The following is a 24,559-nucleotide window of genomic DNA, read 5'->3' on the forward strand; positions in this document are numbered from 1 at the left end:
TAGTATAAAATAAATAAAAAAAAACAACAGGTTAATTTTTACACTAGAAATGATTTGACTAAAAAACAGACGTTACTGAGGTTTTTATGGCTTTTTTTATGATGGAAATAGGAGGGATTTATAGTGAATTAAATTTGTAAAAATAAAAGTGTGATCTTGTCCTGATTATATACGTTTTTTGCCTGTTGCACCTGAGAGGGGAGCAAAAGCAATAAGAAGTCATTGGAGTATTGAAAACAGTTCACACTGGGTGTTTGATGTAATTTTTAAAGAAGATGAATCAAGAATTTATCGAGAAAATGCCCCCCGATTAAAGCCGACAGAATTTGTCGGCTTTTTTGAACCGAATTAAGACTTAAACAAATGTTGCATTGCTCTCTCTTCTTGCTTAATTCGCACGGTTAAAATTGCCAAATAAATGGGTATCCCAATTATTGCAGTATATTTAGATTGACATAGTAAACTTAAGCCAACAAGTTCTGGAATGATATTTAGAAAATAATTAGGATGTTTAATATATTTAAATAGAAAAGAGTGATTGATTTGATGATCGGGTAACACATAGATTTTAACTGTCCAAATCTCTTTCAACTCATAAATAACATAAAACAACATTACAATCGAAAAAACTAAAATAGCTAACCCAATTTGTGAAACTCCGTTGAAAGCAGTATTATTAATGTTACTTTCTATGATGGACGCAATATAAAAAACAATATGAGTGACAGATAACAATAGTGAGTTTTTTTTACCGTATTGTATTGCTCCTCTTTTAATTAAGTATTTTTCGTGTTGAATTGAAATAAATAGACTGTAAAAACGAATCCCTAAAATAGAGATAAAAATTAAATTAATGATAAACATATTGTTCCTTATGTATAATAAATTGCTAAAATAGCCCCCTTATGACAAATTACTTTAGCTAAAATTCAATACTCAATGTCTATTTTATTAGCGGTCACATTATTATAAAAAATAGCAAATTTAAGTAAAATCAGAATTAAAATACCAATGGGAGTCACATAATACTTTCCCTTTAAGTTTTTTCGCTGAGTTATTACCCTTTCTCAAATAATATTTTCTTTATTATTTGAAAAAGCCAAAAATTTTACAAATTTGCAAAAAACTTCACAAATCTACCCGCTTGCTCTTATCAATTTAAAAAAATCCTCGTATAATCGTGGTTTTGCAACACAATATTAAAAGGAAAAACTATGTTTAAACATATCCAAGTCGCACCTGCTGATCCTATTTTAGGGTTGGGCGAAGCTTTTAAAACAGAAACTCGTACTAATAAAATTAATTTAGGTATTGGCGTTTATGCCAATGCTGAAGGAAAAACGCCGATTATTAAAGCGGTAAAAGAGGCTGAGCGTCGTTTATTTGAAACTGAAAACAATAAAAATTATTTACCTATCGACGGAGTAGCAGAATATAACGCTTATACTCAACAATTGCTCTTTGGTGAAAATGCAGAAGTGATTACGCAAAAACGAGCAAAAACAGCTCAAACGTTGGGGGGTACAGGTGCATTACGTGTTGCGGGTGAGTTTATTAAATCACAAACTTCTGCACAAAATATTTGGATCTCTGCACCAACGTGGCCAAATCACAATGCCATTTTTAGTAATGTTGGGCTTAATATTAAACATTATCGTTATTACAATGAAGAGACTAAAGGACTAGACTGGGATAATTTAATTGCTGATTTAGACCAAGCAAATGCTGGTGATGTGGTGTTATTTCACGGTTGTTGTCATAACCCAACAGGTATTGACCCAACCCCTGAACAATGGGATGCTTTAGCCAAAATGTCACAAGAGAAAAAATGGCTACCACTCTTTGACTTTGCTTATCAAGGTTTTGCAAATGGCTTAGAAGAAGATGCCTATGCGTTACGTACTTTTGCGAAAAACCATAATGAATTACTGGTTGCCAGTTCATATTCTAAAAACTTTGGTTTATATAAAGAGCGTGTAGGGGCATTCACTTTAGTTGCGGAAAATGAAACCATTGCCAACAATGCACTTAGTCAGATCAAACAGATTATTCGAGTGCTCTACTCTAACCCAGCTTCACACGGTGCAAGCACTGTTGCAACAGTATTAGCCGACAGTGAATTAAAAGCGAGTTGGATTGCTGAACTCACAGAAATGCGTGAACGTATTAAAGAAATGCGTCATCAATTTGTTGCTCGATTAAAGCAAAAAGGGGTTACTCAAAACTTTGATTTTATCCTTGAACAAAATGGTATGTTCTCTTTTAGTGGCTTAACCGCAGAACAAGTTGATCGCCTTAAAGATGAATTTGCGGTTTATGCTGTACGTTCAGGACGTATCAATGTGGCGGGTATCACGGCTGCGAATATTGATGATTTGTGTGAAGCGATTGTAAAAGTTCTCTAATTTATTATAAAGAGGGGCTGGTCAGAATACTGTAGAGACAAGGCATGCCTTGTCTATTTGCTTTGTCTATTTGCTTTGTTTATTTACCCTATTCTCGTATCATTAGGGTCAGGGCATACCCTGACCCTACGGTGTAAACTGTATCTTATAAGACAAGAGCCGCACAAGCGGTTAGAAATTCCACATCTTTATCCGAAAAACGATCTAACAATGGGCTATCAACATCAAGCTCTGCAACCATTTCACCCTTTTCATCTAGGATAGGAATAACTACTTCAGAACGAGAGGCTACATCACAAGCAATATGTCCTTCAAATTGATGAGTGTCAGGTACAACAATAGTTTCCAAACGCTCCCACGCCGTACCACAAACCCCTTTCCCTTTTGGAATATTAGAACAAGCAACTTTTCCTTGAAAAGGTCCTACTTTTAATACATCACCACGTACAATATAAAATCCTACCCAATTAATATTGGGAACAGTTTCATATAAAAATGCACTAATATTTGCCATTCTGGAAATAATATCTTCTTCATCACCAAGAATTGCTTCTAATTGTTTAATATCCATTCTAATTCCTCATTAACTAATTTTAATGTAAAAAAACCTCGTAAATCGTGAAATTTACGAGGAATATTGATAAAAAATTATTTCTTTTTCTTCGTGGTAGTTTTTACTTTAGCTTTTGTTTTAGTTACTCTTTCCACCCACTTACCGTCAATATAGTCCACCAGCCATTTAGTGGCTTTGCCCTCTTTTTCAGAAGTCACATATTGACGTTTTTCTTTACGGCTGAAGCGAATAATGGCTTCGTTACCCTCAGGATCTTTTTGAGGTGCGTCTGCTAGATAACGTAATTTTTCAGGTAATCGATCTTTAAACTGTGCTAATTCTGCCACCTTTGGTGAGCGACTTTCACGAGATTTAGGGAAATTATGTGCCGACATAAATACACCACTCGCCCCATCACGCAGTACAAAATACGCATCCGATTTTTCACATTTTAATTCTGGGAAATGGGTTGGTTCTTCACGAGGAGGCGCCACTTCACCATTTTTAAGAATTTTACGGGTATTTTCACATTTGGTACACGCCATATATTTACCAAAACGCCCTAATTTTAGGTGCATTTCCGCATCACACTTATCACACTCAACAATCGGACCCTCATAGCCTTTAATTTTAAATGAACCTTGTTCAATCATATAACCATCACAATTGGGATTATTACCACAAATATGTAATTTACGTTCAGGATCCACTAAGTAGCTATCCATTGCGGTATCACATTTCGGGCAACGTTTACGGTGTAATAATGCGTTAGTTTCTGAATCTTCATCTAATACGTTCAATAATTCCGCTTCTGGAATTAAATTGATTGTTTTTTTACAACGCTCTTTCGGTGGCAATGCATAACCTGTACAACCTAAGAAAACCCCTGTACTTGCGGTACGAATAGACATATTACGCTGACAATCAGGGCAAGCCACATCAATTTCGACGATATTATTCGGACGCATTCCGCCTTCTAATTCATCTAGTTCTGCTTTAGTGAGTTTTTCTGAAAAATCTTTAAAGAAACGGTCTAATTCCTGCTTCCAATTGCTATTTCCTGAGGCAATTTGATCAAGGGTATCTTCCATATTTGCCGTAAAATCATAATTCATCAATTCGCTGAATGATTCATCTAAACGATCAATCACAATTTCGCCCATTTTCTCTGCATAAAAACGACGATTTTCTACACGAACATAACCACGCTCTTGAATGGTGGAAATAATCGCTGCGTAAGTTGAAGGACGACCAATCCCTTTTTTCTCTAATTCTTTTACTAATGCTGCCTCGCTAAAACGTGCAGGCGGTTTGGTAAAATGTTGTGTTGGTATGACTTTGTTTAAAGTTAATACTTCATTTAGGGTTAATTCGGGTAAAACTTGATCTTCTGCTGATTTACCTAATAAAGGTTGTACTTTTGTCCAACCATCAAAACGTAATACTCGTCCTTTGGCTTTTAGTTCATACTCCCCTGCAGTAATGGTTAAGCTTGTAGAATCATATTTTGCTGCTGTCATTTGACAGGCTAAAAATTGTCGCCAAATTAACTCATATAAACGTACTGCATCTTTATCTATTGCCACTAGGTCACTGGATTTTGTTGCTACATTTGACGGACGTATCGCTTCGTGAGCCTCTTGAGCATTGCCTTTACTGGAATAAATATTTGGTTTTTCAGGCAAATAATCCGTACCAAATTTACTTTCAATATAACCACGAGCCATCGTTAACGCATCTTGACTTAAACTCGTGGAGTCGGTACGCATATAGGTGATATACCCTGCTTCATATAAACGCTGAGCTAACATCATTGTTTTCTTTACCCCAAAACCTAAACGTGTACTGGCACTTTGTTGTAAGGTTGACGTAATAAAAGGCGGTTTTGCTTTTGATGAAGTCGGCTTTTTATCCACTTTACTCACCACAAAAGCACTAGATTGTAATGCTTTAACCGTTTGGTCTGCTTCTTGTTTATTCTTCGCTGACCATTTTTTACCTTTAAAATGGGTTAAATCTAAAGTGATTGCCCCATTTTTTGCGGTATTTTGTGTAGCCACTTCCCAAAATTCTTCAGGTAAAAAGGCTTTAATTTCACGTTCACGCTCAACTAAAAGTTTTACGGCAACAGATTGCACTCGTCCAGCCGATAATCCTCTGGCGACTTTTTTCCATAGTAATGGAGACACCATAAAGCCCACCACACGGTCTAAGAAACGTCTTGTTTGTTGTGCATAGACGCGATCCATATTTAAATGTTTAGGGGTCTCAAAGGCTTTCTGAATAGCATTACGTGTAATTTCATTAAACACCACTCGACTAAAACGACTATCATCACCGCCGATCACTTCACGTAAATGCCACGCAATGGCTTCCCCTTCTCTATCCAAATCGGTTGCGAGATAGATATGATCGGCTTTTTTGGCTTGGGCTTGTAAATCTGAAACGACCTTTTCTTTACCCGGTAAAACCTGATAATTCGGTTCCCAATCGTGATAAGGGTCAATCCCCATTCGTTTGACTAATGCTTTACGGTCTTTTTCTGCTTTAATTTTTGCTTTCTGCTCGGCGGTCATTCCTTTCGTTGAAATCGCTTTTGCTTTTTCACCAGAGCTACTGCCAGTGGTGGGTAAATCACGAATATGCCCTACACTTGATTTCACCACGTAGTCTTTGCCTAAATATTTATTGATTGTTTTGGCTTTTGCTGGAGACTCCACAATTACTAATGATTTTGCCATTAAATATACCTAAAGTTAAAATATCTGAAAAACCATAGGAAAAAAGCATTTTTCTTCCTATGGTCTATAATTATTATTTTAAGATAGCAAGGCTTTTTAAAAAATACAATAAAAATATCAGGATAAGATCGTGTTTTTCTTAAAAAAATGAGCTATATGTTCTAATATTGCCTACTTTCGTTTGAATAATTAATCATTAAGGATGAGAACAATTATTCCTTTATTTAAGATTGATAAATATCTCTAATACTATGAATATTTTTAATTTTAGCGACAGTTAAGTTATCTAAATAAGTAGAATTATCCAAAATAAAATCAAGGGTTTCCTTATGGTTTAATAACATCATCGCTTCTTCTTGTGTCTTGCCAGATGCGGTTTCTCTTTCTTTTAATAATCGCTCTGTTTCTAGTAAAGAATAGGTATTTCCCTCAATTTGTGATGATTTCCAGCTCAGATCAATAGCTAAACGTTCAAACTCTTTTTTATATTGAAATTCAGAAAGTTGAGAAATATTATTGATAAAGGTTTCCTGCAATCTATTTAATACAGATAATTCCTGTGCTGTAAATACACAATATTTTGCAAGTACTTCATTAATAACTGAAAAATCAAACTGCTCTTTAATATCTCTTTCATCAATATCTTTATTATAATACTCTTTTAAATCAATAGGCTGAATAAGTTTAAAAACAGGTGATACGCTATATTTTTTTGCTCGACCTTTTCCAACAGCAATAAGATAATGATTTGAAATCAGCGTTGATAAGGTACGTTTTAACGTCGCATAACTTACAGATAAAGAAAGCCCATCAAAAATCTCTTTTGATGAGCATTCTGTATGCTGACTAATAAAGTCTATTATTTGTTGCTCTTTTGGATTTACCATTTTTAAGCTCATTAGCTAAGTTTTTATGGCATATTTGAGCTTTAAATTAAAATAGTTTGAGCTTTAAAATATATTTGTGGAGACGTATACTACGTCTCTACACTATATATTATTTTGCAAATTCTATTAAAATGTGACCGCCTACTCCCCAGAAACTTTCAATCCTTCCAACAAAATCGCTCCTGTTTGAATATTCGATCGCAACTCCATATCATCACTCACTGCCACTACATTTTGGTACATATCTTGTAATCGACCTGCAATAGTAATTTCCGCAACAGGATATTGAATTTCGCCGTTTTCTACCCAAAAACCTGATGCACCACGAGAATATTCCCCTGTTACACCGTTAATGGCACTGCCCATCATTTCCGTTACAAGTAAACCCGTTCCCATTTCTTTGAGTAAAGTTTCTAATCCGCCTGTTCGATTTGGTTTCACGATCCAGTTATGAATGCCACCTGCGTGTCCTGTGGATTTTAATCCTAATTTGCGTCCACTATAACTGGTAACAAGGTAGGTTTCTAAAATACCTGCTTTAATAATTTCTCGATCTTGGGTGCGTACTCCTTCGCTATCAAATGGTGATGAAGCTAATTGGCGTAATAAATGTGGGTGTTCTGAAATCTCAAACCAGTTTGGTAAGATTTGTTCACCGAGTTTATCTTGCATAAAGCTCGCTTTACGATATAACGTACCGCCGCTGATCGCCGTTGCTAAATGACTAATTAAACCCGTTGCCACTTCATTGGCAAAAATCACAGGGACTTCTCTAGTACTTAATTTTTGAGGATTTAAGCATTTTACGGCTCTCATTGCTGACTGTTCACCTACCCACTGTGGTGATTGTAACTGATTAAATTCACGTGAAATCGTATAAGCATAATCACGCTCTAATTGATCGTTATAAGCGGCAATCACACTGGTAGAAAGTGAATAGCGGCTTGAAAGATAACCTTGCAACATTCCGTGTGTATTACCATACATTCTCACACCACTGTGTGAATTAAAGCTGGCTCCTTCACTGTTTACAATTCGTTTATCAAAATTTAACGCACTATGTTCAGCTTGAATTGCCATTTCAACAGCTTGATCCACATTGATGTCTGCTTGATGATATAACTCTAAATCAGGGGGATCAAAGGCTAATAATTCTTTATCTGCTAAACCTGCACATTCATCTTCTGAGGTATATTTTGCAATAGCCAACGCAGATTCCACCGCTTGTTGTATAGCGTTTGGTTGTAAATCTGAGGTAGAAGCGTTGCCTTTTCTTTTGCCCAGATAAACCGAAATTCCAAGTGACCCATCGTTGTTAAATTCGATATTTTCTGTTTGTTCTAAACGAGTAGAAATTGATAGTCCTGTTACCTTAGTGACCGCAACTTCTGCCTCTGCTCCTGCTTTTTTTGCAATATTTAATGCAAAACTAACCGCTTGTTGTAATGTTTCTTTTTGTTGTTGTAATTCTTCTTTTTTATTTAGTGCCATTATTTTTCCTAATCTTTATATAACTTGTTTTTGTTTAATTTCAAAAGTCAAATTTAACGCTTGCATTACTTTTAAAACGGTATCAAAACTAGGGTTGCCATCTTCTGATAATGCTTGATATAACCCTTTACGACTAATCCCTGTTTTACGAGAAAGTTCACTCATATTACGTGCTTTTGAAACAGTCCCTAATGCAAGTGGTAACGCTTTTAAATCACCACTTTCAAGCATTTCATTTACATAAATTGCAATAGATTCTTCATCCACTAAATATTTAGATGCATCAAATTCTTTTAAATCATCAAGCTTCATCTTTAAACTCCTAATTCTTTCGCTATTTTATTTGCCTGTTTAATGTCTTTAGATTGCGTTGTTTTATCTCCACCACATAGTAAAATAACTAATACACCATTATAATTTTTAAAATATACTCTGTAGCCTTTTCCTTCAGGAATACGTAATTCAAATATACCACGACCAACTGATTTATGATCACCTAAATTACCCATTTTTAAACGATCAATTCGTGCTGATATTCTTGCTACTGCTCTAAAATCTTTTAAGCTATCTAGCCACTTATCAAAAATAGGAGTGGTTCTAACACTGATTTTTTTCATTTCTAAAGTTTGTTTTGGTAGATTTGATAAAAGTGTAACCCTTAAGTAACACAAAAACAAGTTTTATTTTATGGCGTATTCTTTAAAAAGTTAGACACAATTATTCGAAGTCTTATTAACCAAGCAATAAAACTCCCTTTAGTTACATAATTACTATAAAAGTGAAGTGGTATTATAAAAATAAGTAGTACAATTTTCCCTATTTTTTGCAAATTTTGTTACACTATCTCTATTTAATAGATATAGAGAATGAATATGGCTAAGAAAAAGCATAATGAAATAGATTGGACAGATGATGAAGAAGAGATCATCTGGGTCAGTAAAAGTGAGATAAAACGAGATGCGGAAGATTTAAAAAAACTGGGCGCTGAACTGGTTGAATTATCAATCCCTAAACTAGATACTGTACCTCTTAGTGAAAAATTAAAAGAGGCGATTACATTAGCACAACGTTTAAAAATGGAGGCTCGTCGCCGTCAAATTCAATATATTGGAAAACTGTTGCGTCAATGTGATATTGAACCCATTCAAGACGCCCTAGACAAACTGAATAATACCCATAAACAACAGCAAGCAATATTACACAAAATTGAAATTATCCGTGAACAATTAATCGAACAGGGTGATGCTACAATTAATCATTTAATGACGGACTACCCTACGCTAGATCGTCAAAAATTACGTAGCTTGATTCGTGGTGTTCTAAAAGAAAGAGAAAATAATAAACCACCAAAGAATTTTCGTGAAATCTACCAATATCTGAAAGGAATAATGTTAAATTAATTCTTATAAAACAATATATTATAAAAACAAGCGGTGACATTATATGAAAAATTTGCAAATTTTTTAATACAAGTTACCGCTATGATCTATTCATCATTAAAGTAGTAACACTCAACTTTATTTTAAAAAATAAACTTTTTTTGAAAATTTTGATAATAATCAAGATATAACAATTTATTTTGACTGCTAAAAAGTGTATCCTATGCAAGAATTTATAATGCACATTTTATTGTGTAATTTTATCCACTTATAAATAATTAAAATAGGTCTATTTTATGTCTAATAAAAATTTAATTCTTATCCTTAACTGCGGTAGTTCATCTTTAAAATTTGCAGTACTTGATCCTGTTACGGGTGATGAAACCTTATCAGGTCTTGCTGAAGCGTTTCATCTTGAAGATGCTCGCATTAAATGGAAGTTAAATGGTGAAAAAGGAAGTGCTGATTTAGGTGCAGGTGCTGCACACACACAAGCGTTGGATTTCCTTGCAAAAAATATTTTAACCGATGAATTAAAACAGAGTATTGCAGCGATCGGTCATCGTATTGTTCACGGTGGAGAAAAATTCACTGAATCTGCTGTTATCACCGATGAAGTTATCAAAGGTATTGAAGATGCGGTTGAATTTGCACCTCTTCACAACCCTGCTCATTTAATTGGAATTAAAGAAGCATTTAGAATTTTCCCTGAATTAAAAGAACATAACGTTGCTGTTTTTGATACAGCATTCCACCAAACAATGCCAGAAGAAGCTTATTTATATGCTATTCCTTATGCAATGTATAAAGAAAATGGTGTTCGTCGTTACGGTGCTCACGGTACAAGCCACTATTTTGTGAGCCGTGAAGCAGCAAAAACATTAAATATTGCTGAAGACAAAATTAATGTGATTACTTGCCATTTAGGTAATGGGGCATCTGTTGCCGTTGTTCGTGATGGTAAATGTATTGACACATCAATGGGTTTAACACCTTTAGAAGGTTTAGTGATGGGTACCCGTAGTGGTGATTTAGATCCTGCTATTCTTTTCTATATGTACAATACTTTAGGTATGAGTATGGCAGAGATTGATGAAACATTAACCAAAAAATCTGGATTGTTAGGTTTAACTGAAGTTACTAGTGATTGTCGTTACGCAGAAGATAATTATGATAAAGAAGCACCAGCCAAACGTGCATTAGATGTATTTTGTTATAAACTAGCGAAATATATTGGTTCTTATATGGCGGTAATTGGTGATCGTTTAGATGCAATTGTCTTTACAGGTGGAATTGGTGAAAACTCTTCATTAGTTCGTGAATTAACCTTAAATCATTTGAAACTATTTGGTTATCAAATAGATGAAGAGAAAAACCTAGCAGCACGTTTTGGTAAAGCTGGTGTCATCACAAAAGAAGGTACTCCAGTATCTATTGTTCTTCCAACAAATGAAGAACTTGTGATTGCAAGAGATACGGCTAAACTAACCGCATAATTTAATTATTAAAACCTACCTAGAAGTAGGTTTTTTCTTTTTATTGACCATAGGAACTATACAATGTCTAGAACTATTATCCTTATTCCAACTACTGCTGGAGTGGGTTTAACCAGTGTGAGTTTAGGATTTGTTCATTCTCTTGAACAAAAAGGGGCTAAAGTGGGTTTTTTAAAACCTATTTCTCAACCATCAAATGGAAATGACGAATTAGATCGTTCAACTAGCATCATCAGAACATCACAAACCGTTGAGGTGGGTGCTTCAATAATGTTAAGTGATGCAGAAACATTAATTGGTGAAAACCAAACCGATGTGTTACTAGAAAAAATTGTTGAACATCATCAAAAAATTGCTAAAGATAATGAAATTATTGTGGTTGAAGGGGTCATTCCTACACGTAGAAGTGCTTATGCAAACCATATCAATTATGAGATTGCACAAACCTTAGATGCTGAAATTATTTTAGTGGCAACCCCTGGAACAGATACTCCAGAACAATTAAAAGAACGTGTTGATGTCGCTGCCTCTGAGTTTGGTGGACGTAATAATCCTAATTTATTAGGGGTAATTATTAATAAATTTAATGCGCCTGTTGATGAAACGGGACGAACTCGTCCTGATTTAACAGAAATTTTTGATTCATTCCAACATTTAAATCGCAATATAAATATAAAAGAATTACATCGTTTATTTGCAAAAAGCCAAGTGAAACTACTCGCTTGTGTAGAGTGGAAACCTGAATTAATTGAAACACGTGCTATTGATATTGCAAAACACTTAAGTGCAACCATTATTCAAGAGGGTGAATTACATACTCGTCGTATTCGTGGTGTTACTTTCTGTGCAAGAAGCTTACCAAATATGATCGAACATATGAAAGCGGGGTCATTATTAGTGACTTCTGCCGATCGTCCTGATGTGATTATTGCCGCCGCACTTTCTATTATGAACGGTATCGAAATTGGTGCAATTCTACTTACAGGTGGATACAAATTAGATTTAGGTGTAAGAAATCTGTGTCAACAAGCTTTTGAAAAAGGTGTGCCTATTTTCCGTATCGAAGGAAATACGTGGCAAACAGCCCTTAGTTTACAAAGTTTCAGTTTAGAAGTTCCTATTGATGATAAAGTGCGTATTGAAAAAATCAAACAATATGTATCAGAACAACTTTCTAGTGAGTTTATTACTCAGATTACTAACGATACAGCACGTACTAGACATCTTTCCCCTGCCGCATTCCGTTATCAATTAACTGAATTTGCTCGTGCAGCTAAAAAACGTATTGTACTACCAGAAGGTGATGAACCTCGTACTGTAAAAGCAGCAGCATTATGTGCTGAACGTGGTATTGCAGACTGTATTTTATTAGCACCAGCTGCAGATGTACAACGAGTCGCTGAAGCTCAAGGGGTTCAACTTGGTAAAGGTGTAACGATTATTGATCCTGCGACTATCCGTGACAACTATGTCGATCGTTTAGTTGAACTGCGTAAAAACAAAGGAATGACTGAAGTTGTTGCTCGTGAGCAATTATTAGATAATGTTGTTCTTGGTACAATGATGTTAGAAGCAGAAGAAGTAGATGGTTTAGTATCAGGTGCCGTACACACTACAGCAAATACAATCCGTCCACCTATGCAAATTATCAAAACTGCACCGGGTAGCTCAATTGTTTCTTCAATCTTCTTTATGTTATTGCCAGATCAAGTATTGGTTTATGGTGACTGTGCAGTAAACCCAGATCCAAATGCAGAACAATTAGCCGAAATTGCTATTCAATCTGCGGAATCAGCAAAAGCATTCGGTGTTGAACCTCGTGTTGCGATGATCTCTTACTCAACAGGTACATCAGGGTCTGGTGCAGATGTTGAAAAAGTGAAAGAAGCAACCCGTATCGCACAAGAAAAACGCCCTGATTTAATCATCGATGGTCCATTACAATACGATGCAGCGATTATGGAAGATGTGGCTCGCTCAAAAGCACCAAATTCACCTGTAGCGGGTAAGGCAACCGTCTTTGTATTCCCTGACTTAAATACAGGTAATACAACTTATAAAGCGGTACAACGTTCTGCGGATCTTATTTCTATTGGTCCAATGTTACAAGGTATGCGTAAACCAGTGAACGACTTATCTCGTGGAGCATTAGTTGATGATATTGTTTATACAATCGCATTAACTGCAATTCAAGCAACACAAGGTTAGTTTTTTCCCCCCTCCTAACCTCCCCCCGCAATGGTATGTACCACAAGCGGAGGGAGGGCTAGGGAGGGGGCATTACCCTGTTTTTGAGTTTAAAAAGGGTTAATAATATCCCTTCCTACCTATTTATTTGTTATACTGAATACTCATTAAGATAATCCCACAAATTTATAAAATATAATGAGTTTATTTCTTAAAACTGGACGTATCATTTTGCTCATTATCGGTATGATACTGGTAATTGACTGCTCTATATTATTTTTATTTCTAAAATTCAATTTTGGCACAGTTGTTCCTTTTTTAATTGGCGTAATTTTTGTTACTCACGCTATTTTTTGGGAAAAAATTCAGGCTTTTATCACTCAAAATAAATGGAAAAAAAGAGTGTGGTATCTACTGTGGAGCTTGTTTATTATTTGGTTGATTAGTTTCGTGATTTTTGTACTCGCTCTTGTGAAACAAATTAACTCACAACCTCCTGCAACAAAGATACAAGCAGTGATTATTTTAGGTGCTGGTGTAAACGGTGATAAACCAACCCCAACTCTTGCTAGTCGATTAGATAAGGCTGTACAAATTATTCATCAACAACCTACTCTGCCTACAATTATTACAGCAGGAGGTGTTGATTTTGGACGTGATGTGAGTGAAGCATACGTTATGGCAAAATACCTACAGGAACAGCATCGTATTCCCATAAAAGTGATTAATCAAGAAAACAAAAGCCAAAGTACTGAGGAAAATTTATTATTTAGCCAGCCGATTTTAATAAACAAAGGGATTAGTCCAAATACAGATAAAATTGCTATTGTGACTAATGATTTCCATACTATTCGAGCAAAAGCTATTGCCCAAAAGCAAGGCTATAATAATGTTATTACCGTAGCAAGCACTACCCCTTTATCTATTCGTTTTAATGCGTGGTTTCGGGAATATTTTGCATTTATTAGTGGTTGGCTACTCAGAGAATATTAAAAACCTGGTATAAATAAGACATTTATTGTAAGTTGCTTTTATAAAGATAACCAGTTGTAAATTAAGAGTATAAGCGGTAAGATTTTGCTTAAAATTTACCATTTTTTAGCGATATATTAAAACTATGACATTCAACAATTCAATTCATCACGAGTTAGCAATTTTTGAGCCTTACTTGGCACAATCTATAACGATCTATACTCATTGTTTTTCACAACAAACACAAACTGTCCAACAGTTTGTAAACGAGATTGAACAAACCGCTCAAATACTCTCTAAACTCACTCAAAATGATATGGCTGAATTTTATTCAGATAGGCTTATTTTACAATATCGTACCTTACAGAAAGGGATTGAACGATTAAAAAATAAAACTCATCAAAATGAAAAAATGCGTAAAAAGTTTCAATCATCATACCGCTTCCCTAAAAATATTCACGCAATGCGACCGTCAAAACGTTTAGAAGAATATAAAAAAGCATTGCGTTTACTTAATGATAAAATCAGTTGGATTATTGAACAAGGCTATGATGCTCAAACAATGGATGATAAAACTTACTGGCAGATTAAATTACAAGAAACCGATTTTCGCAAACAAAAATGTTTAGATGCCATTGAAAAAACAGAAGAAGAGTTATTAAAAAGTAGATAAGATAATCACAAGCGGTAACATTACTTTCACTTTTTGCAAAAAAATGAGAGAATAATACCGCTTATATATTTTAATAAAAGGATACAAAATGATTATATTACATACAAACTTTGGCGATATCAAAGTTGAATTAAATTTTGACAAAGCACCTATCTCAGCTAAAAACTTTGAAGATTATTGTAAAGAAGGTTTTTATGATAACACCATCTTTCACCGTGTTATTGATGGCTTTATGATTCAAGGCGGTGGAATGGAAAGTGGTTTTATTGAGAAGCAAACCAAAGCAACCATCAAAAATGAAGCAAATAATGGTTTAAGTAATAAACGTGGTACGCTAGCAATGGCTCGTACTTCAGAACCACACTCTGCTTCTGCACAATTTTTTATCAACGTCGCAGATAACACTTTCTTAGATCATAAGTCGGAAACAATGCAAGGCTGGGGCTATGCGGTATTTGCTGAAGTGGTTGAAGGTATGGATGTTGTGGATAAAATCAAAGGTGTAAAAACGGGTAATCGTGGTTTCCACCAAGATGTACCAAAAGAAGAAGTGGTGATTACATCAGTCACTGTTGAATAATCATTCGAATACCGTAGAGACAGGGCATACCCTGTCTTATGTTATTTTTATTTTAATAAACAAGGCATACCTTGTTTCTACGTATATTATCTATGCAAATTTACCTTGTCGGCGGTGCAATCCGTGATCAATTATTAAACCTCTCTGTTAAAGATCGTGATTGGCTTGTGGTGGGTGAAACACCTGAACGCCTATTAGAGCAAGGTTTTCAACAAGTAGGAAATGATTTTCCTGTTTTTTTACACCCCAAAACTAATGAAGAGTACGCATTAGCTCGTACAGAACGCAAAAGTGGTAAGGGCTATAATGGGTTTATTTGTGATTTCTCTCCTGAAATCACATTAGAACAAGATTTAATCCGTCGAGATTTAACCATTAATGCGATTGCACAAGATCTCAATGGCAAATTATTTGACCCGTTTAATGGTATCGCAGATTTAAACAACAAAATTCTCCGTCATATCTCCCCTGCTTTTGCAGAAGATCCTTTGAGAGTACTTCGAGTGGCTCGTTTTGCTGCTCGATTCCATCATTTAGGCTTTAGCATTGCAGAAGAAACGGTAAATTTAATGAAAGATCTTACCGCTTGTGGTGAATTAGATCATCTCACTCCTGAACGAGTTTGGTTAGAAACCCGCAAAGCATTTAATACCCCATCACCACATATCTATTTTAACGTATTAAAAGAGGTGGGTGCATTAAAAGTATTATTTCCTGAAATTAATCAACTCTTTGGCATTATTCAACCTGAGAAACATCACCCTGAAATCGACTGCGGCATTCACGCTTTAATGGTGTTAGAACAAGCTAAAAAATTAAGTACACAAGCCAATGAGCCTGAAATGATGTTATTTGGTGCGTTATGTCACGATCTCGGCAAAGGCACCACAGATAAGGCAATTTTACCCCATCATTACGGACACGAAAAACGAGGTGTAGGACTTTCAATGGCTCTCGCTAATCGTCTAAAAGTCCCAACCCATTTAAAAGATTTTGCTAAATTAACTGCCGAATACCACACTCATTGCCATAAAATAATGGAATTAAAACCTAAAACGGTAATGAAAGTGTTTAATAAATTTGATGTATGGCGAAAACCAGAACGTTTTTTTGATTTTTTACTGGTTTGTGAAGCTGACAGCAAAGGACGTCTAGGCTTTGAGGATAGAGAATACCCTCAACGAGACTATGCCAAACAGCTTTATTTAATAGCAAACCAAGTGAATGTTCAACAAGTCATTACTGATGGTTTTGAAAAACAAGCTATTCGTGAAGAATTAAATAAAAGACGTCAAAGGGCAATTTTTGAATATAAAAATTGCCAGTAGTTTTCTTTGACATCCTCCCCACCCTAAAGTGTGGGGATTCCTACTAGCTCCTACCTTGCGGTCAGTTACTCTCGGTGGGTTCTTGTTGCTGACGACTAATGTCATTCACTTCACAAGCGCTACGGACAAGCCCTGCCCTGATTTATTTATGCATGAACCTCTCGTCCACGAGTTAATACATTAATCGCTCCAACCACGTCTGCATTTTCTGTGTAACCACATTCTACACACTCAAAATTTGCCTGTGTTTGACGATTTTTTTTAGCTATGTAATTACAACAGGGACACGTTCGGCTCGTGTTTTTTGGTGGTACTGCTTGTACAAACCCACCAAGCCACGCCGATTTGTATTCCAACTGACGTTTAAACTCAAACCAACTTTGGTCTAAAATCGCACGGTTTAATCCTGATTTTTGTTTAACCATTTTACCGTGTTTTTCTGCTGTGCCTTTGGCTGATTTTGACATATTCGCTACTTGCAAGTCTTCAACATAGATGTAAGCGTGGTTTTTGCATATTTCTGTTGAAACTTTATGTAAGTAGTCTTTGCGACAATTAGCGATTTTATGATGAAGTTTTGATATTCTGTATTTCAGTTTCTGCCAATTTTTACTGAATTTCACTTTATTTTTCAGCTGACGTTGTAACTTCGCCAGTTTACCTTTATAGGTTTTAAATGCGTTAAGAGGTTCAAAATATTGCCCATTTGAAAGCGTGGCAAAACGCACGACCCCCATATCAATACCTATTTCATCACCTTGATGTTGAGGGATTTCTTGTTCAAATTCTGTTTGAATACTCACAAAAAATTGTCCGCATTTTTCATTGACTGTGACATTCTTTATCTCACCTAAAAGTGGGCGAGAATTGATATATTTTATCCAACCTATTTTAGGCAAATACAGGCGGTTATTTTCTTGCTCAATTTTGCAACCTTGTGGAAAACGAAAACTTTCTTTTACTCCTTTTCGCTTAAACTTAGGAAAATCTGACCGCTTGGCAAAAAAGTTTTTAAAGGCTTTATCTAAATCTTTTAAGGATTGCTGTAAAACTTGTGAGTGGCATTCTTTAAGCCAAGTCAGCTCTTTTTTCCAGCTTGGAAGTAAATTTGCGATTTTGGTATAGCTAAATTTAAAATTATTATCCTCTTCATATTGTTCATTTTGCCAAGCTAATCCGCGATTAAATACAAAACGAGAACAACCACAAAATTGCTTAATTTTACGCTGTTGTTCGCCATTTGGTTTAATTCTATATTTAAAGGCTTTGCGGATTATCATGGGAAAATTATACAACTTCGCTGTTTCGCCGTAAAACTACTCTTTTTCTTTTATATTATCCCAAATTTTGTCTAACTCTTTAAGGGTACATTCTTCTAGTTTTTTACGCTGTTTTAGTACGATTTTTTCTACTTGTCTAAATCGGTTTTCAAATTTTAGGTTTGCATTGCGTAATACGGTTTCAGGATCGAGCTTCTGATGGCGACAAATATTGACAGTCGCAAATAATAAATCTCCTAGTTCTTCTGCAATTTTATCGTGATTTTGTGGTTGGTGATTAAGCTCTTGTTCTACTTCTAGTACTTCTTCTTTCACTTTATTAAATACATCAGTTGGATTATCCCAATCAAAACCCACTTTGGCACAACGTTTTTGGAGCTTATTGGCTCGAGTAAGGGCAGGGAGAGCAAAAGGAAGATCGTCTAAAATTGAGGTATGTTGTTTGGCTTGTTTTTGTTGGGCTTTCATTTCATCCCAATGTTTTAAAGCATCATCACTACTTTGAGCTAGTTTATCACCAAAAACGTGAGGGTGACGAAAAACTAGTTTTTCAATTAGATCATTTAGTACATCATTAAAATCAAAGGAGCCTTCTTCTTCCGCTAAACGACTTAAAAAAACCACTTGAAGGAGCAAGTCCCCCAATTCTTCTCGTAGAGAAATTTTATCTTTGGTATGGATTGCCTCTGCTACTTCATAGGTTTCTTCAAGTAAACAAGGGAGCATTGTCTCAAAGTTTTGTTTAATATCCCAAGGGCAACCTGTTTCAGGGTGGCGGAGTTGGGCGGTAATTTCAATAAGTCGTTTAATATTTGGCATTTTTCTTCCTTTCAATGATTCAATCAAAATTATTTATAACTTATAGCAATTTATTCTACAAAAACTGCTTAATCCGAAAAAGAAAAAAGGAGGCTGTTTATAAGCCTCCTTTTCATATTTTAATCCTGTTTAATCGCTGTATAGCCAATAAATAAAAAGCCAAATAATATGACTACCGTTCCAATAAATTCAATCATATATCCTCCTGTATGCTTTTAAAGTTTTTTAATATGTTTTATTAATTTGATAATTCTATTATTCAGCCAATAAATACTGATTATCATAATAATTTCTATAAAAATAGATGCTATAAGTAAAAAATGACGCTCGCTATCAAGGTTTGTAACAAACCAACCACCGACAGAAACAAATATTGCTATAACAACACCTAACCAAAACTTTTTGTAAGCTAACCTTTCTTTTGCTTCATCTAATTCTGACATTTTTTCTCTCTTAATTTTTTTAATTATAGTGTTTGGAAAGGAAAAAAACAAGTTCTTTAAACAAGGCTTTTCTATAAAATATCAGTAAGTTTTTTAACATATCTGGGTAAAATCATATTTTGATATTTACCATATTTCTGTTAGAGATACTATCAATGTATTCATATATTAAGTTAAAGCGGTTTGATTGATTTTTACCCAAGTATAATTTGACCTTACTTAATATGTTAAATCCGGCTTTATTTTATAATACTTTTTTAACTTTTTCTGGTATAATTATATTAATTTTATCGGCTTTTAATAAGCCGTTTTTATGTAGAGAAACAAAGGAATAACAATGTCTGAACAAAGTCAAACAAACAGTTATGATTCTTCCAGTATCCGAGTGTTACGTGGATTAGATGCGGTGCGTAAACGCCCAGGTATGTATATTGGTGATACAGATGATGGTACAGGGTTGCATCATATGGTGTTTGAAGTTGTGGATAATGCGATCGATGAAGCATTAGCAAATTACTGTAATGATATTATTGTCACCATCCATTCTGATAATTCAGTGTCGGTGCAAGATGATGGTCGTGGTATCCCTGTGGGCATTCACGATGAAGAAGGCGTTTCAGCCGCAGAAGTCATTATGACAGTACTTCACGCTGGCGGTAAATTTGATGATAACTCTTATAAAGTATCAGGTGGTTTACACGGTGTGGGTGTGTCGGTTGTAAATGCATTATCAGAAAAATTACAATTAACGATTCGCCGTGATGGTCATGTTCACGAACAATTTTACTCAATGGGTGTGCCACAAGCACCTTTAGCTGTAATTGGTGATACAGAAAAAACAGGGACAATGGTTCGTTTTTGGCCAAGTTATGAAGTATTTAAAAATAAAACGGATTTTGAATATGCGATCCTATCAAAACGTTTACGTGAACTTTCTTTCTTAAATTCAGGTGTTTCAATTAAATTGATTGATGAGCGTGATGGTAAGGAAGATCACTTTAAATATGAAGGCGGTATTCAAGCCTATGTGGAATATTTAAGTGAAGCTAAAAATCCTATTCACTCAACCCCTTTCTATTTAACCACTGAGAAAGATGGTATTGGTGTAGAAGTCTCAATGCAGTGGAATGATAGTTATAGTGAAAATGTGTTCTGTTTTACCAATAATATTCCGCAACGTGATGGTGGTACTCACTTAGCCGGTTTTCGTGGTGCTTTAACTCGTGCCTTGAAAAACTATATGGAAAAGAATGTTAAAAGTAAGAAAAATGCCAATGTTGATGCTTCTGGTGATGATGCTCGTGAAGGGTTAGTGGCTGTTATTTCTGTAAAAGTGCCAGACCCTAAATTCTCATCACAAACTAAAGATAAATTAGTTTCATCAGAAGTAAGAAGTGCGGTTGAAAGTTCAATGAATGAACGTTTAGCCGAATACTTATTAGAAAATCCACAAGACGCCCAAAATATTGTCACTAAAATTGTTGATGCTGCACGTGCCAGAGATGCAGCTCGTAAAGCTCGTGAAATGACACGTCGTAAAGGAGCAATGGATTTAGGTGGATTACCGGGTAAATTAGCCGATTGCCAAGAAAAAGATCCTGCGTTATCTGAATTATACCTTGTGGAGGGAGACTCTGCGGGTGGATCAGCAAAACAGGGGCGTGATCGTAAAAATCAAGCCATCTTACCCCTTAAAGGTAAAATCTTAAACGTAGAAAAAGCACGTTTTGATAAAATGTTATCTTCACAAGAAGTGGCAACCCTGATTACGGCATTAGGAACAGGGATTGGTCGTGATGATTATAATCTTGAAAAATTACGTTATCATAAAATTATCATAATGACCGATGCGGACGTCGATGGTGCACATATTCGTACCTTATTATTAACCTTTTTCTATCGTCAAATGCCAGATTTAATTGAAAATGGTTATATCTATATTGCTCAACCACCATTGTATAAAGTGAAAAAAGGTAAACAAGAAACCTATATTCAAGATGATGGTGAAATGACACAATATGAATTAGAGCTTGCATTAAGTGGTGCCGCTGTTTATGTAAGTGAAAATGCGCCAGCTATTAATGGTGTGGCATTAGAAAGTTTAATTAAAGAATTTAATAATGTTCAAGGAATGATTGGGCGTTTAGCAAGACGTTATCCAAAAGCTATTTTAGATGAGTTAATTTATCAACCAGATTTAACGGAAGAATTTGCAAAAAATGAAGCAAATGTGACCGCTTGGGTGAATAAATTAATTGAAGTCATTTTTGAAAAAGGAACGGATGGTAGTAGTTACAGTGCAACAGTGGTTTATAATCCTGAGCGTAAAATTTATGAACCGCAAATCATTGTAACAACACACGGAATGGATACAACCTATACTCTCGATTTCAATTTTATTTCAGGTACAGAATATAACCGTATTATGAAATTAGGTCGTCAGTTAAGAGATTTATTAGAGCCGACGGCTTATGTCCAACGTGGTGAGCGTAAAATGCCAGTTGAAACCTTTGAACAAGCCATTGATTGGTTAGTAAAAGAATCTCGCAAAGGCTTAACAGTTCAGCGTTACAAAGGGTTAGGAGAGATGAATCCAGAACAATTATGGGAAACTACAATGGATCCTGTGGCACGTAAAATGTTACAAGTTTCAGTAACAGATGCCATTGCAGCAGATAAACTCTTTACCACTTTGATGGGCGATGACGTAGAACCACGTCGTAAGTTTATTGAAGATAATGCGTTAAATGCGAATATCGATATTTAACCTTATTAAGTAATGAATAAGACCACAGATTGTAACAATATGATCTGTGGTTTTTTTTATAAAACTAAATTGGAGAAACTATGAATAAATTTACATTATCACTTAGTTTATTTGTATTAATGATATCAACCAGCATTTTTGCCAATAATGGAATAACAACAACTATTCCTGATAATTTGGGCAATATTTATAACTCAAAAAACTTTAATCGTTATACAAAAGTCACCACCCCAAATGGTGGAAGCATTCATATTGTTGCACAGTCTCATTTAACTGATGAGCAGATTATTCGCTGTCGAAATGTATTACAGCATTATTTAACAGATTATAAAGGCTCAAAATATGGTTCAGATAAATCAGCAGTAGCTAATAAAATGGCAGAAAATAATGCGATTTTAGTACTGTTAAATGGGCAAGATGATGGTAGTAATCCTGTTGGTAAAGAAGTAACAGGGCAACCTTTATATCAAAATGAAATACAAGTTGAAGGTAGCGATTGGTATATGAACCAAAATTATGATCATAGAGATGCCACCTTTGAAGAAATTTTACATTTTATACACGATAATGGTATCGGTGTTGATGGCAATGATGACTTTTTAGGAGTGTTACCAAAGTATCAAGCTAACATTAGAACAGCACAAAAAAATGGATTAGCGAAAAACTTATGGGGAAGAGGATCAGAAAATAAAAATTGGGTGAAAGAATTAGCGAATGAAAATAGTTTAACTCAGGAATATTTAGCTTCAATTGTGGATAGTTATTATGGTTTATGGGGTGCTTGGAAAGAGGGTAAAGGTGGAATGTAGGGAATTTATACTGCAAAAACACGAGAAGATATTAAATCAAAAGATCCAATGGGCTATGCGTTAATGAATAAGCAATTTTTCCACCCTTATTTAACTTATAATGCTCGTATAGATGAAAATTTAAAGGGGAATTTTTCATTAAAATTTGATCCTTCAAAACCTTATACACACCATTCAAGATACTTAAAAGATGTTACTTTATTAGGTAAGAATGATAATAGTGTTACTGTAAATGAATTAGATAATGATATTACTGGCAATGCTGGAAATAATGTAGTCATTTTTTCAGGAAAATTTGCAGAATATAAAATTATTAAAAATAAAAGTAAAATTATTGTTGAGGATAAAGTTTCAGCTAGAGATGGCTCAAATACATTATCAGGTATTGAAAAACTACAATTTAAGGATAAAGCAGTAAATTTAAAATAATAAGGATGATTATAGCGGAGACTGAGACTATAAAAATAACTGTGTATCTGCTTCATTATTTCCTTTCTCGAGACTGTCTCTTAAACTGTGTAACTGCACTTTAGTTAAAGATAATCAGCTAAGCGATCATCAAACTCAATCATAAACTTATTGAGTGCTAATTTCCAGTCCCTAATTGGCATTGTCCATTTTTTAGAGGCATTTTGAATCGCCAGATAGACGACTTTTTTAGCAGAGTCATCTGTTGGGAATAATTTTCTCTTATTGATGACTTTGCGAATAACACTATTTACAGACTCAATAGCATTCGTCGTATAAATGGCTTTTCTTATATCCTCAGGGTAATTAAACAAGGTATTCAGCTTATCCCAGTGTTTATACCAAGACCGTGATATTTGCGGATATTTATCGTCATAAGTATTCGCAAAATTCTCTAATTCCTGCAAGGCTTCATCTTCCGTTGCAGATTGATAAATTTTCTTTAAATCTCGAGCAACCGCTTTATAATCCTTGTAAGGTACATATTTCATTGAATTACGCACCATATGGACGATACAAAGCTGGATTTTTGTTTTTGGATAAACCGCATTAATCGCATCAGGAAAGCCCGTTAATCCATCAACACAAGCAATAAGGATATCTTTCACACCTCTATTTTGTAATTCAGTCAGCACCCCTAACCAAAATTTAGCCCCTTCATTTTCAGACATCCACAAGCCTAGAAGCTCCTTTTGTCCTTGCATATTAATACCTAAGGCAAGGTAAATTGCCTTGTTAATCACACGTTTATCTTGACGGACTTTGACGACAATACAGTCTAAATAAACGATAGGATAGACATCATCAAGGGGGCGAGATTGCCACTCTAAAACATCATCTAATAGTACATCTGTCACACGTGATATTAGTGTAGGCGAGACTTCTGTCCCATACAAGTCTGACACGGTTTCCGTGATTTCTCGGATACTCATTCCTTGTGAATACAAATAGATAATTTTTGAGTCGAGTGTGGGTACTCTTGTTTGCCTTTTTTTAATGATTTCAGGTTCAAAAGTGCCTTCTCTATCACGTGGAGTATCGATAGAAAATTTACCTTCTTCGGTATATATTGTTTTGGGAGTAACCCCATTTCTAGCATTACTCCCTTTACGTATGCCATTCTTTTGATAGCCTAGATGCTCATCTAATTCAGCATTGAGTGATTTCTCAAAGAAACGTTTGTGCAATAGCTGTGTTGCATTTGCGATATCTTCTTGAGAATCTAATTGCTCAAGTAGAGCTTCGATTTGGTCGGTTATATTTGCTTTTTTCATATTGGTA

The 24,559-nt window shown here is 35.0% G+C and carries 22 protein-coding genes; 11 read left to right on the forward strand and 11 right to left on the reverse strand.

Annotated elements, in window-relative coordinates; all coding sequences use genetic code 11:
* Positions 1–348: 348 nt before the first annotated feature.
* Positions 349–864: an isoprenylcysteine carboxyl methyltransferase family protein gene (locus KGI96_RS04185; RefSeq protein WP_211598111.1), complete on the reverse strand. Its 516-nt coding sequence runs from the start codon at positions 862–864 to the stop codon at positions 349–351.
* Positions 865–1,214: 350 nt separating this feature from the next.
* On the opposite strand from KGI96_RS04185, the gene KGI96_RS04190 reads away from it, so the two are divergent.
* The gene (locus tag KGI96_RS04190) at positions 1,215–2,405 is read left to right on the forward strand and encodes an amino acid aminotransferase (RefSeq protein WP_211598113.1); all 1,191 of its coding nucleotides are present in this window, start codon (positions 1,215–1,217) and stop codon (positions 2,403–2,405) included.
* Positions 2,406–2,550: 145 nt separating this feature from the next.
* Here KGI96_RS04190 and KGI96_RS04195 read toward each other — a convergent pair whose 3' ends face one another.
* From KGI96_RS04195 to KGI96_RS04220, 6 genes are all read right to left on the reverse strand, one after another.
* Positions 2,551–2,976, reverse strand: a complete 426-nt coding sequence (locus KGI96_RS04195; protein ID WP_211598116.1) for a GAF domain-containing protein — start codon at positions 2,974–2,976, stop codon at positions 2,551–2,553.
* A 77-nt stretch (positions 2,977–3,053) separates the two neighbouring features.
* Positions 3,054–5,699 carry a type I DNA topoisomerase gene (gene topA, locus KGI96_RS04200; protein WP_211598118.1) on the reverse strand — a complete coding sequence of 882 codons (2,646 nt, stop codon included), beginning with the start codon at positions 5,697–5,699 and terminating at the stop codon, positions 3,054–3,056.
* Between the two features lie 224 nt (positions 5,700–5,923).
* Entirely contained in the window at positions 5,924–6,586 is a 663-nt protein-coding gene (locus KGI96_RS04205) for a Fic family protein (RefSeq protein WP_211598120.1), read from the reverse strand.
* A gap of 141 nt (positions 6,587–6,727) precedes the next feature.
* Positions 6,728–8,077, reverse strand: a complete 1,350-nt coding sequence (pmbA, locus tag KGI96_RS04210; protein ID WP_211598147.1) for a metalloprotease PmbA — start codon at positions 8,075–8,077, stop codon at positions 6,728–6,730.
* 15 nt (positions 8,078–8,092) lie between these two features.
* Entirely contained in the window at positions 8,093–8,389 is a 297-nt protein-coding gene (locus tag KGI96_RS04215; RefSeq protein WP_211598149.1) for an addiction module antidote protein, read from the reverse strand.
* Between the two features lie 2 nt (positions 8,390–8,391).
* On the reverse strand, positions 8,392–8,694 hold the full coding sequence (locus KGI96_RS04220) for a type II toxin-antitoxin system RelE/ParE family toxin (RefSeq protein WP_211598152.1): 303 nt from the start codon (positions 8,692–8,694) through the stop codon (positions 8,392–8,394).
* A gap of 255 nt (positions 8,695–8,949) precedes the next feature.
* Here KGI96_RS04220 and yjgA point away from each other — a divergent pair, with 255 nt between their 5' ends.
* The 7 genes from yjgA to KGI96_RS04255 all read left to right on the forward strand — a co-directional run bounded on the left by yjgA (position 8,950) and on the right by KGI96_RS04255 (position 16,692).
* Positions 8,950–9,477, forward strand: coding sequence for a ribosome biogenesis factor YjgA (gene yjgA / locus KGI96_RS04225; RefSeq protein ID WP_211598155.1), 528 nt, complete (start codon positions 8,950–8,952; stop codon positions 9,475–9,477).
* A gap of 275 nt (positions 9,478–9,752) precedes the next feature.
* Positions 9,753–10,952 carry an acetate kinase gene (locus KGI96_RS04230; RefSeq protein WP_211598158.1) on the forward strand — a complete coding sequence of 400 codons (1,200 nt, stop codon included), beginning with the start codon at positions 9,753–9,755 and terminating at the stop codon, positions 10,950–10,952.
* A gap of 63 nt (positions 10,953–11,015) precedes the next feature.
* On the forward strand, positions 11,016–13,160 hold the full coding sequence (gene pta, locus KGI96_RS04235) for a phosphate acetyltransferase (RefSeq protein WP_211598160.1): 2,145 nt from the start codon (positions 11,016–11,018) through the stop codon (positions 13,158–13,160).
* 177 nt (positions 13,161–13,337) lie between these two features.
* Positions 13,338–14,132 carry a YdcF family protein gene (locus KGI96_RS04240; RefSeq protein WP_211598163.1) on the forward strand — a complete coding sequence of 265 codons (795 nt, stop codon included), beginning with the start codon at positions 13,338–13,340 and terminating at the stop codon, positions 14,130–14,132.
* Positions 14,133–14,256: 124 nt separating this feature from the next.
* A complete protein-coding gene (gene priC / locus KGI96_RS04245) occupies positions 14,257–14,784 on the forward strand; it encodes a primosomal replication protein PriC (RefSeq protein ID WP_211598166.1) in 528 nt (175 codons plus the stop codon).
* Between the two features lie 88 nt (positions 14,785–14,872).
* A complete protein-coding gene (locus KGI96_RS04250; protein ID WP_090921019.1) occupies positions 14,873–15,364 on the forward strand; it encodes a peptidylprolyl isomerase in 492 nt (163 codons plus the stop codon).
* 92 nt (positions 15,365–15,456) lie between these two features.
* Positions 15,457–16,692, forward strand: coding sequence for a multifunctional CCA addition/repair protein (locus KGI96_RS04255; RefSeq protein WP_211598169.1), 1,236 nt, complete (start codon positions 15,457–15,459; stop codon positions 16,690–16,692).
* A 146-nt stretch (positions 16,693–16,838) separates the two neighbouring features.
* On the opposite strand, the gene KGI96_RS04260 is transcribed toward KGI96_RS04255, so the two are convergent.
* From KGI96_RS04260 to KGI96_RS04270, 3 genes are all read right to left on the reverse strand, one after another.
* A complete protein-coding gene (locus KGI96_RS04260) occupies positions 16,839–17,972 on the reverse strand; it encodes an RNA-guided endonuclease InsQ/TnpB family protein (RefSeq protein ID WP_211598172.1) in 1,134 nt (377 codons plus the stop codon).
* Between the two features lie 36 nt (positions 17,973–18,008).
* Entirely contained in the window at positions 18,009–18,791 is a 783-nt protein-coding gene (gene mazG, locus KGI96_RS04265) for a nucleoside triphosphate pyrophosphohydrolase (protein ID WP_211598175.1), read from the reverse strand.
* Positions 18,792–19,006: 215 nt separating this feature from the next.
* A complete protein-coding gene (locus KGI96_RS04270) occupies positions 19,007–19,234 on the reverse strand; it encodes a hypothetical protein (RefSeq protein ID WP_211598177.1) in 228 nt (75 codons plus the stop codon).
* A gap of 337 nt (positions 19,235–19,571) precedes the next feature.
* Between KGI96_RS04270 and gyrB the strand changes: the two genes are divergently transcribed.
* The 3 genes from gyrB to KGI96_RS04285 all read left to right on the forward strand — a co-directional run bounded on the left by gyrB (position 19,572) and on the right by KGI96_RS04285 (position 23,239).
* A complete protein-coding gene (gyrB, locus tag KGI96_RS04275; protein WP_211598180.1) occupies positions 19,572–22,001 on the forward strand; it encodes a DNA topoisomerase (ATP-hydrolyzing) subunit B in 2,430 nt (809 codons plus the stop codon).
* Between the two features lie 80 nt (positions 22,002–22,081).
* Complete coding sequence (locus tag KGI96_RS04280) at positions 22,082–22,810, forward strand: hypothetical protein (RefSeq protein WP_211598184.1); 729 nt, start codon at positions 22,082–22,084, stop codon at positions 22,808–22,810.
* Between the two features lie 63 nt (positions 22,811–22,873).
* Entirely contained in the window at positions 22,874–23,239 is a 366-nt protein-coding gene (locus KGI96_RS04285; protein WP_211598187.1) for a hypothetical protein, read from the forward strand.
* Between the two features lie 104 nt (positions 23,240–23,343).
* Here KGI96_RS04285 and KGI96_RS04290 read toward each other — a convergent pair whose 3' ends face one another.
* Positions 23,344–24,552 carry an IS256 family transposase gene (locus KGI96_RS04290; RefSeq protein ID WP_211598189.1) on the reverse strand — a complete coding sequence of 403 codons (1,209 nt, stop codon included), beginning with the start codon at positions 24,550–24,552 and terminating at the stop codon, positions 23,344–23,346.
* Positions 24,553–24,559: the final 7 nt, after the last annotated feature.

This window comes from Phocoenobacter atlanticus subsp. cyclopteri (genome assembly GCF_018343795.1).
Classification (GTDB): Bacteria; Pseudomonadota; Gammaproteobacteria; order Enterobacterales; family Pasteurellaceae; genus Phocoenobacter; species Phocoenobacter atlanticus.

Coding starts and splice junctions, on each gene's coding strand:
- KGI96_RS04270 (WP_211598177.1), bottom strand. CDS start 19,234: ATGTCAGAATTAGATGAAGCAAAAGAAAGGTTAGCTTACAAAAAGTTT.
- KGI96_RS04280 (WP_211598184.1), top strand. CDS start 22,082: ATGAATAAATTTACATTATCACTTAGTTTATTTGTATTAATGATATCA.
- KGI96_RS04195 (WP_211598116.1), bottom strand. CDS start 2,976: ATGGATATTAAACAATTAGAAGCAATTCTTGGTGATGAAGAAGATATT.
- KGI96_RS04215 (WP_211598149.1), bottom strand. CDS start 8,389: ATGAAGCTTGATGATTTAAAAGAATTTGATGCATCTAAATATTTAGTG.
- pta (WP_211598160.1), top strand. CDS start 11,016: ATGTCTAGAACTATTATCCTTATTCCAACTACTGCTGGAGTGGGTTTA.
- KGI96_RS04255 (WP_211598169.1), top strand. CDS start 15,457: ATGCAAATTTACCTTGTCGGCGGTGCAATCCGTGATCAATTATTAAAC.
- KGI96_RS04190 (WP_211598113.1), top strand. CDS start 1,215: ATGTTTAAACATATCCAAGTCGCACCTGCTGATCCTATTTTAGGGTTG.
- pmbA (WP_211598147.1), bottom strand. CDS start 8,077: ATGGCACTAAATAAAAAAGAAGAATTACAACAACAAAAAGAAACATTA.
- topA (WP_211598118.1), bottom strand. CDS start 5,699: ATGGCAAAATCATTAGTAATTGTGGAGTCTCCAGCAAAAGCCAAAACA.
- KGI96_RS04285 (WP_211598187.1), top strand. CDS start 22,874: ATGAATAAGCAATTTTTCCACCCTTATTTAACTTATAATGCTCGTATA.
- gyrB (WP_211598180.1), top strand. CDS start 19,572: ATGTCTGAACAAAGTCAAACAAACAGTTATGATTCTTCCAGTATCCGA.
- KGI96_RS04230 (WP_211598158.1), top strand. CDS start 9,753: ATGTCTAATAAAAATTTAATTCTTATCCTTAACTGCGGTAGTTCATCT.
- KGI96_RS04290 (WP_211598189.1), bottom strand. CDS start 24,552: ATGAAAAAAGCAAATATAACCGACCAAATCGAAGCTCTACTTGAGCAA.
- KGI96_RS04260 (WP_211598172.1), bottom strand. CDS start 17,972: ATGATAATCCGCAAAGCCTTTAAATATAGAATTAAACCAAATGGCGAA.
- mazG (WP_211598175.1), bottom strand. CDS start 18,791: ATGCCAAATATTAAACGACTTATTGAAATTACCGCCCAACTCCGCCAC.
- KGI96_RS04205 (WP_211598120.1), bottom strand. CDS start 6,586: ATGGTAAATCCAAAAGAGCAACAAATAATAGACTTTATTAGTCAGCAT.
- KGI96_RS04185 (WP_211598111.1), bottom strand. CDS start 864: ATGTTTATCATTAATTTAATTTTTATCTCTATTTTAGGGATTCGTTTT.
- priC (WP_211598166.1), top strand. CDS start 14,257: ATGACATTCAACAATTCAATTCATCACGAGTTAGCAATTTTTGAGCCT.
- KGI96_RS04240 (WP_211598163.1), top strand. CDS start 13,338: ATGAGTTTATTTCTTAAAACTGGACGTATCATTTTGCTCATTATCGGT.
- KGI96_RS04220 (WP_211598152.1), bottom strand. CDS start 8,694: ATGAAAAAAATCAGTGTTAGAACCACTCCTATTTTTGATAAGTGGCTA.
- KGI96_RS04250 (WP_090921019.1), top strand. CDS start 14,873: ATGATTATATTACATACAAACTTTGGCGATATCAAAGTTGAATTAAAT.
- yjgA (WP_211598155.1), top strand. CDS start 8,950: ATGGCTAAGAAAAAGCATAATGAAATAGATTGGACAGATGATGAAGAA.